The organism is Pseudomonas sp. DVZ6, from assembly GCF_024259445.1.
Taxonomy (GTDB): domain Bacteria; phylum Pseudomonadota; class Gammaproteobacteria; order Pseudomonadales; family Pseudomonadaceae; genus Aquipseudomonas; species Aquipseudomonas peradeniyensis.
Genome location: NZ_JANCLM010000015.1, coordinates 114992 through 122852, shown reverse-complemented (window position 1 = coordinate 122852; position 7861 = coordinate 114992). Strand labels below are relative to the sequence as shown.

General features: G+C 64.8%; 9 protein-coding genes. 5 read left to right on the top strand and 4 right to left on the bottom strand.

What is annotated here, in order from left to right:
- Positions 1 to 81: 81 nt before the first annotated feature.
- The gene (locus NMG10_RS11295) at positions 82 to 639 is read right to left on the bottom strand and encodes a bacterioferritin (RefSeq protein ID WP_186713793.1); all 558 of its coding nucleotides are present in this window, start codon (positions 637 to 639) and stop codon (positions 82 to 84) included.
- 6 nt (positions 640 to 645) lie between these two features.
- A complete protein-coding gene (gene osmE / locus NMG10_RS11290; protein ID WP_028688233.1) occupies positions 646 to 987 on the bottom strand; it encodes an osmotically-inducible lipoprotein OsmE in 342 nt (113 codons plus the stop codon).
- Positions 988 to 1111: 124 nt separating this feature from the next.
- Between osmE and NMG10_RS11285 the strand changes: the two genes are divergently transcribed.
- Positions 1112 to 2002 carry a triacylglycerol lipase gene (locus NMG10_RS11285; RefSeq protein ID WP_254464353.1) on the top strand — a complete coding sequence of 297 codons (891 nt, stop codon included), beginning with the start codon at positions 1112 to 1114 and terminating at the stop codon, positions 2000 to 2002.
- 118 nt (positions 2003 to 2120) lie between these two features.
- Here NMG10_RS11285 and NMG10_RS11280 read toward each other — a convergent pair whose 3' ends face one another.
- On the bottom strand, positions 2121 to 2993 hold the full coding sequence (locus NMG10_RS11280; RefSeq protein WP_254464352.1) for a DMT family transporter: 873 nt from the start codon (positions 2991 to 2993) through the stop codon (positions 2121 to 2123).
- 128 nt (positions 2994 to 3121) lie between these two features.
- Here NMG10_RS11280 and NMG10_RS11275 point away from each other — a divergent pair, with 128 nt between their 5' ends.
- From NMG10_RS11275 to NMG10_RS11265, 3 genes are all read left to right on the top strand, one after another.
- Positions 3122 to 3910: a helix-turn-helix transcriptional regulator gene (locus NMG10_RS11275; RefSeq protein ID WP_232856574.1), complete on the top strand. Its 789-nt coding sequence runs from the start codon at positions 3122 to 3124 to the stop codon at positions 3908 to 3910.
- Positions 3911 to 3974: 64 nt separating this feature from the next.
- A complete protein-coding gene (locus tag NMG10_RS11270; RefSeq protein ID WP_232856575.1) occupies positions 3975 to 4259 on the top strand; it encodes a PsiF family protein in 285 nt (94 codons plus the stop codon).
- A 70-nt stretch (positions 4260 to 4329) separates the two neighbouring features.
- Complete coding sequence (locus NMG10_RS11265) at positions 4330 to 5337, top strand: AI-2E family transporter (protein ID WP_110734957.1); 1008 nt, start codon at positions 4330 to 4332, stop codon at positions 5335 to 5337.
- Positions 5338 to 5459: 122 nt separating this feature from the next.
- On the opposite strand, the gene NMG10_RS11260 is transcribed toward NMG10_RS11265, so the two are convergent.
- Positions 5460 to 6731, bottom strand: a complete 1272-nt coding sequence (locus tag NMG10_RS11260) for an Hsp70 family protein (RefSeq protein WP_232856576.1) — start codon at positions 6729 to 6731, stop codon at positions 5460 to 5462.
- Positions 6732 to 6894: 163 nt separating this feature from the next.
- Here NMG10_RS11260 and cbpA point away from each other — a divergent pair, with 163 nt between their 5' ends.
- The gene (gene cbpA, locus NMG10_RS11255; RefSeq protein WP_232856577.1) at positions 6895 to 7860 is read left to right on the top strand and encodes a curved DNA-binding protein; all 966 of its coding nucleotides are present in this window, start codon (positions 6895 to 6897) and stop codon (positions 7858 to 7860) included.
- The last annotated feature ends 1 nt before the right edge of the window (position 7861 follow it).

The following is a 7861-nucleotide window of genomic DNA, read 5'->3' as shown; positions in this document are numbered from 1 at the left end:
AGCGTCAGATGTGTATAAGAGACAGCCGCGATGGCATCAACGCCATCGCGGGGCAAGCCCGCTCCCACGTAAACCTTGGGATCAGAGGCCTTTCAACAGATCGGACATATCGTCCGCGTGCTCTTCCTCCTGCGCCAGGATGTCCTCGAAGATGCGCCGGGTGGTCGGATCCTTGTCGCCGATGTACTGGATGATCTCGCGGTAGCTGTCGATGGCGATGCGTTCTGCCACCAGGTCCTCCAGCACCATCTCCTTCAACGAACTGCCCGCCACGTACTGGGCGTGGGAATTCTTCGTCAGGTTGTCCGGATTGAAGTCCGGCTCGCCGCCCAGCTGCACGATGCGCTCGGCCAGCTTGTCGGCGTGCTCGGCTTCCTGATTGGCGTGCTCGAGGAACTCCGCGGCGGCGACGCTGGCCTTGATGCCGCTGGCCATGAAGTAGTGACGCTTGTAGCGCAGGACGCAGACCAGCTCGGTGGCCAGCGACTCGTTGAGCAGGCGCAGGATCTTCTCGCGATCGGCGTGGTAACCCTCGGTCACCGCGCCTTGCTCGACATGCTGGCGGGCACGTTCGCGCAGGGTTTTCACATCGGTCAGTTCAACGCTCATGTTCATCTCCGAAAGCATCAGGGTGGTCATGGGGTGTCATGCGCCGTGCACGGCGTCGCTGTCTTGTTGGCGTTGCTTGCAGGTCTTGAAACCCTTGGCGTCGACATGGCCGGTGGCGTCGAAGCGCACGTAGTAGGGTTGCTGGTGGCCATCGCGGTTGAGGATGTAGTCGTTGCAGGTGCCGCCGTGGGGCAGGTCGATGACATTCGACGGGCTGCCGCCGATGGCGATGACCTTCTGCATGGTCATGCCGTGCTCGACCTGCTTGACCAGCGGCTCGTCGCGGTAGGTGACGTAGTCCACCGGGTTTTCCGGGCGGCTGCCGCAGGCGGCGAGGGTGGCGCTTGCCAGAAGGATGGCCAGGGTTCGCTTGTACATGGTCCCGCTCCTTGCTCAGGGTCTGTTCTGCTTGGAACCGCGCGGCGCGCCGGGAGTTCGATTGCGCTTGTCTCCGATGGCGCTGTAGGGTGGGCCGGTCTGTTCACGGATGAGGGCAAGGGTGATGAGTCAGGAGCTGGCCACGCGTTATCCACTGGTGCTGGTGCCGGGCATGCTCGGCTTCGTGCGGGCGCTGGTCTATCCCTACTGGTTCGGCATCGTTCCGGCATTGCGTCGGGGCGGCGCGCAGGTGTTCCCGGTGCAGGTGTCGCCGCTGCATTCCAGCGAGGTGCGGGGCGAGCAGTTGCTCGGCATCATCGAGGAGGTCTGCCAGCGCACGGGGGCCGACAAGGTCAACCTGATCGGCCATAGCCAGGGCGCGCTCAGTGCCCGTTATGCGGCGGCGAAGCGGCCTGACCGGGTGGCCTCGGTGACATCGGTGGCCGGCCCCAACCATGGCTCGGAGCTGGCCGACCATCTCGAACGCACGGCACCTGATGACTCTGTCCGGGGGCGCATCCTCAAGGCCGTGCTGCATGGCTTCGCTGTGGTGCTGGGTTGGCTGGAGACCGGCTGGCGCCGCGATCCGCTGCCGATCGACGTGCATGCTTCGCACCAGTCGCTGACCAGTGCCGGGGTGGCGCTGTTCAACCAGGCTTATCCACAGGGGCTGCCCGAGGTCTGGGGCGGCGAGGGGGCGCCGCAAGTGAACGGCGTGCGCTATTACTCATGGTCCGGAACCCTGCAGCCTGGGCGTACCGACCAGGGCCTGAACCGTTTTGACGGCAGCAACCGATTTTGCCGGCTGTTCGCCCGCAGTTTCGTCCGGGAGAAGGGGCAATGTGACGGCATGGTTGGGCGTTTCAGCTCGCACCTGGGGCAGGTGATTGGCGATGACTATCCGCTCGATCATCTGGATATCGTCAACCAGTCGCTGGGCGCGGTGGGCAAGGGTGCCGAGCCGGTGCGACTGTTTACCGAGCATGCCGCCCGGCTCAAGGCTGCTGGGTTGTGACGAACCCGGGGGCTGCCTCGCAGCCCTTTCGCGGCACAAGGCCGCTCCTACAGACGAACGCAATCCCCCTGTAGGAGCGGCCTTGTGCCGCGAAAGGAGCGCAAAGCGCTCCCATCTGTCAACGCCGCACAGGCGTGGTCCAACGCTCGGCCAACAGCACGCCGACTAATGTCAGCACACCGCCAACCAGGTGATAACTGGCCAACTGCTCATCCAGCACCACTGCCGCGATCACCGCCGTCACCACCGGCAACAGGTTGAAGAACAGCGTGGTACGGCTCGGCCCCAGGCGGTGCACCGCCTGCATCCACACCCGCGGCGCGACCATCGAGGCCAACAGGCCGGCATACAGCACCAGGCCAATGTTGTGGCCGTTCAACCCGGTCTTGGGCGACAGCAGGAACAGCGGCAGCAACACCAGGATCGCCACCAGCACCTGCAGGTACAGCAGTTGCAGCGGCGGCAGGCGCAGTTGCCATTTCTTCAGCAGGAAGCTGTACAGCGCATAGGCGAGGGTGGCCACCAGCATCATCAGGTCGCCCGCGTTCAGCCCCTGGTGCAGCAGCACGCCGGGTTGCCCGGCTGAGACCACCTCCAGCACGCCGAAGAACGACACCAGCGCGCCCAGTAGCGCGCCGTAGGTCAGACGCTGGCCGAGCCAGGCGATGGACAGGGCCAGCGACATCAACGGCATCAACGAGAGAATGATGCCCATGTTGGTGGCGCTGGTGATGGCCGCGGCGAAGTACGCCAGGCTCTGGTAGATGGCCATGCCCAGCACGCCCAGCACGAAGATCTTGCCCAGGTGCGGGCGGATGGCCGCGCGGTTGCGCCAGACTTGCGGCAGCAGGAAAGGGGTGAACAGCAGGCCGGCCAGCAGCCAGCGGTAGAAGCCGATCTCGGCGGGGAAGATGGCCCCGGCGGACATCTTGGTGACTACGGTGTTGCCGGCCCAGATGAGGATGGCGATGAGGGGGAAGAGGTAGTTCATGATGATTCTCGAGTTGCGGTTGACCCGTGGGAGCGAGGCAAGCCCGCTCCCACGTGGCGGCCATTATCGCTTGTCTGTTCAAATGCCTATACTTCCATCCAGACAACTCGCCCCGCGAAGCAGACAGCATGACCCGCAAGTACCTCGACATTCCGCAATTCGACCGGCTCCCCGCCCCGGTGTACTTCCGCTACGACGAATTCGGCGCCGATACCCACAGCCCGCCGCACCGTCACCCCTGGGGCCAGCTCAACTACGCCTCCCATGGCCTGATGCACCTGGACGTCGAGGGCCAGCGCTTCATCTCGCCCCCGCACTACGCCGTCTGGGTGCCGCCGGACACCGAGCACGGCTGCTACAACCCCCAGGCCATCATCTACCGCTCGGTCTACCTGGAGCGCAGCCTGTGTGCCGAGTTGCCGGACCAGCCCTGCAGCCTGGTGATCAGCGATATCCTCAAGGCGATCCTCGGCGACTTCGCCCGCCGCGACTTGCACATCGCCCAGGACGAGCGCGACCAGCGCCTGATCCAGGTATTGATCGACCAGTTGCACCTGGCACCGACGCAGACCTGCTACCTGCCGTTCGCCCGCGGCGACAGCCTGCGCCAGGTGCTCGAGGCGTTGCACGCGGAGCCTGGCGACAACCGTCCGCTCGGCCATTGGGCCGGGCAGGTGCATGTCAGCGAGCGCACCCTGGCCCGGCAGTTCCTGCGCGAGCTGGGCATGAGCTTCGGCGAATGGCGCTTGCGCCTGCGCTTTCTGCGGGCCATCGAGGCGCTCGAGGCGGGCACGCCGATCCAGGCCATCGCCTTCGACCTCGGCTACAGCAGCGCTTCGGCCTTCATCGCCATGTTCCAGCGCCAGGCCAATTGCACCCCGGAGCAGTACCGGCGGCGGGCGCGGACAGAGATGTAAGAATTCTTGTCTACACTCAGCTGCGACGAGCGCGCATCCGGCGCGCAGGCAAGGAGACCACTCCATGAAGCTGCTGCACGTACCCCTGCTGGTATTGGGCCTGTTGATCGCGGGCCAAGGGTTCGCCGCCACCGCGCAACAGGAAAAGATGAAGACCTGCAATGCCGACGCCACCACCAAGGCGCTCAAGGGCGATGAGCGCAAGGCGTTCATGAGCACCTGCCTGAAAAAGGATGTGCCGCAGACCCAGCAGGAGAAGATGAAGACCTGCAACGCCGACGCCAGCACCAAGGCGCTCAAGGGCGATGAACGCAAGACCTTCATGAGTGACTGCCTGAAGAAGAAATGACCTGCGCCTATGCCTCTGCCGTGAAGGCTGGCAGACTGCGGGACTTTCCGCTGTCTGCCGTTGAGGCTGTATGACTTTCACTCCCCGCCAGGTCACCCTGGCCAGCTGGATCATCGTCATGGCGGGCCTGTTGCTGGCGCTGCCGCTGAAGCTGCTGCCGAGCCTGCTGGCCGGCCTGCTGGTCTACGAGCTGGTCAACATGCTCACCCCGCGCCTGCAACCGCTGATCGCCGGGCAGCGCGCACGCTGGCTGGCGGTGGCGCTGCTCGGCACCCTGGTGGTGAGCACGCTGACGTTGCTGATCGCCGGCGCCTTCAGTTTCCTGCTGCACGAGGCCGAGAATCCCGGCGCCTCGCTGGACAAGTTCATGGGCCTGGTCGAGCGCGCCCGTGGCCAGTTGCCGCCGTTCATCGAAGCCTACCTGCCGGCCAGCGCCGCCGAGTTCAAGGTGGCCATCGGCGACTGGATCAAGAGCCACCTGAGCGACCTGCAACTGGTGGGCAAGGGCATGGCGCACATGTTCGTGACCCTGCTGATCGGCATGATCCTCGGCGCCATCGTCGCCCTGCAGCGCATCCCCGACATCTCCCGGCGCAAGCCCCTGGCGGCGGCGCTGTTCGAACGCCTGAGCCTTCTGGTGCAGGCGTTTCGCAACATCGTTTTCGCGCAGATCAAGATCTCGCTGCTCAACACCGTCTTCACCGGCATCTTCCTGGCCGTGGTGCTGCCGCTGTTCGGCGTGCACCTGCCGTTGACCAAGACGCTGATCGTGCTCACCTTCCTGCTCGGGCTGCTGCCGGTGATCGGCAACCTGATGTCCAACACCCTGATCACCATCGTCGGGTTGTCGCTGTCGATCTGGGTGGCGATGGCGGCGCTGGGGTACCTGATCGTGATCCACAAGGTCGAGTACTTCCTCAACGCGCGGATCGTCGGCGGGCAGATCAGTGCCAAGGCCTGGGAGCTGCTGCTGGCGATGCTGGTGTTCGAGGCGGCGTTCGGGCTGCCGGGGGTGGTGGCGGGGCCGATTTATTACGCCTACCTGAAGAGTGAGTTGAAGCGGGCGGAGTTGGTTTGACAAATTGCTGGGGCTGCGTTGCAGCCCTTTCGCGGCACAAGGCCGCTCCTACAGAAGAGCGCGTCCCCCTGTAGGAGCGGCCTTGTGCCGCGAAAGGGCGCGCAACGCGGCCCCAGGATGGCTCAGGCCGCGCCGTAACGCTTGCGTGCCTCGATTGCCAAGCCGCTACCGATGCTGCCGAAGATATTGCCTTCCACATGCCGCGCATTGGGCAGCATCGCCGCCACGCTGTTGCGCAGCGCCGGAATGCCGCTGGAACCACCGGTGAAGAACACCGTGTCCACCTGCCCCTCGCTGACGCCGGCCTTGGCCAGCAATTCGCTCACGCTGCCGCGCACCCGCTCCAGCAGCCCGCCGATGGCGTCTTCGAACAGCGCCCGGGTCAACTCGGCCGACAGCTCCGGCTCGATGCGGCCAAAGTCGATGCAGCGGCTGTCACGGTCGGTCAGCTCGATCTTGCTGGCCTCCACTTCCATCGCCAGCCAGTGCCCGGCGCGCTGTTCGATCAGGTTGAACAGGCGGTCGATGCCGAGGGTGTCCTCGATGTCGTAGCGCATGTTGCCCAGGGCCAGCTGCGATTTCTGCGAGTACAGGGCGTTGATGGTGTGCCAGGTGGCCAGGTTGAGGTGGTAGCTGGTGGGCATCAGCGCACCGCTCTTCATCCGGCTGCCGTAGCCGAACAGCGGCATCACGCCCTGCAGGCTCAGCTGCTTGTCGAAGTCGGTACCGCCGATGTGCACGCCGCCGGTGGCGAGGATGTCGTCCTGGCGCTCGGCCACCTGGTGGCGCTCCGGTGACAGGCGGATCAGGGTAAAGTCCGAGGTACCACCGCCGATATCGACAATCAGTACCAGCTCTTCACGGCTGATGCCCGACTCGTAGTCGAACGCCGCGGCGATGGGCTCGTACTGGAACGACACATCCTTGAAGCCGATCTTGCGCGCAACCTCCGCCAGGGTGTCCTCGGCCTCCTGGTCGGCGGCCGGGTCTTCGTCGACGAAGAACACCGGGCGGCCCAGCACCACCTGGTCGAACTCGCGGCCGGCATCGGCTTCGGCGCGCTTTTTCAGCTCGCCGATGTACATGCCCAGCAGGTCCTTGAACGGCAGGGCGCTGCCCAGCACGCTGGTGTCGTGCTTGATCAGCTTGGAGCCCAGCAGGCTCTTGAGCGAGCGCATCAGGCGGCCTTCGTAGCCTTCCAGGTACTCGTGCAGGGCCAGGCGACCGTACACCGGGCGACGCTCCTCGATGTTGAAGAAGACCACCGACGGCAGGGTGATCTTGCCGTCTTCCAGGGCGATCAGCGATTCGACGCCCGGGCGGTGCCAGCCAACCGTGGAGTTGGAGGTGCCGAAGTCGATGCCAAGGGCGCGGGCCGGGGATACGTCAGACATGGGGGAGAGCTTCCGGAGGCAAAACGGCCGCGCAGTTTATGCCAGTCTGCGGCTAAATCAAGACCGGTCGTCTGCGATAGCGCAACCCCGGATCAACCTTGAAAGGCTATGCTTGACCCCAATCTTCAGTAGCAATACGTACATTCACATCGGTGATCCATAGATGGACTTCAAAGACTATTACAAGATACTCGGCGTCGAGACGAGCGCGGACGAGAAGGCGATCAAGGCCGCGTACCGCAAGCTCGCGCGCAAGTATCACCCCGACGTCAGCAAGGAGCGTGACGCCGAGGACAAGTTCAAGGAGGCCAACGAGGCCTACGAAGTGCTTGGCGACAAGGACAAGCGCGCCGAGTACGACGAAATTCGCAAGTATGGCGGCCAGCATGGTCGGCCGTTCCAGGCACCGCCCGGCTGGCAGTCCCGTGGCGGCAATGGCGGCGGCGGTGGCTTCGAGGGTGGTGATTTCTCCGATTTCTTCAGCTCGATCTTCGGCGCCCGGGGCGGCAACCCCTTCGGTGGCGGCGGTGGCCGGCAACAACGCAGTGCCGGCAGGCGAGGGCAGGACGTGGAGCTTGAACTTGCAGTGTTCCTCGAAGAGACCCTGAACAAGGAATCCAAGCAGATCAGCTTCCAGGTGCCGCAGACCAACGGCGCCGGGCAGCGCACCGGCTTCACCACGAAAACGCTGAACGTGAAGATCCCTGCCGGGGTGACCGACGGCGAGCGCATCCGGCTCAAGGGCCAGGGCGCGCCGGGCGTGGGCGGTGGCGCCAATGGCGACCTGTTCCTGACCATCCGCATGGCACCGCACCCGCTGTTCGATGTCGAAGGCCATGACCTGATCATCACCGTGCCGCTGGCACCGTGGGAAGCGGCGCTCGGCGCCAAGGTGGCCGTGCCGACCCTGACCGGCAAGATCAACCTGACCATCCGCCCCGACAGCCAGAGCGGCCAGCGCTTGCGGGTCAAGGGCATGGGCCTTTTGAACAAGCAGGGCGAGCGCGGCGACCTGTACGCCCAGCTCAAGGTGGTCATGCCCGCCCAGTCCGATGACGCAGCTCGCGCATTGTGGACCCAGCTCTCCGAGAAAGCCGCGTTCAATCCGAGGACTCAATGGAGTAAGTGAT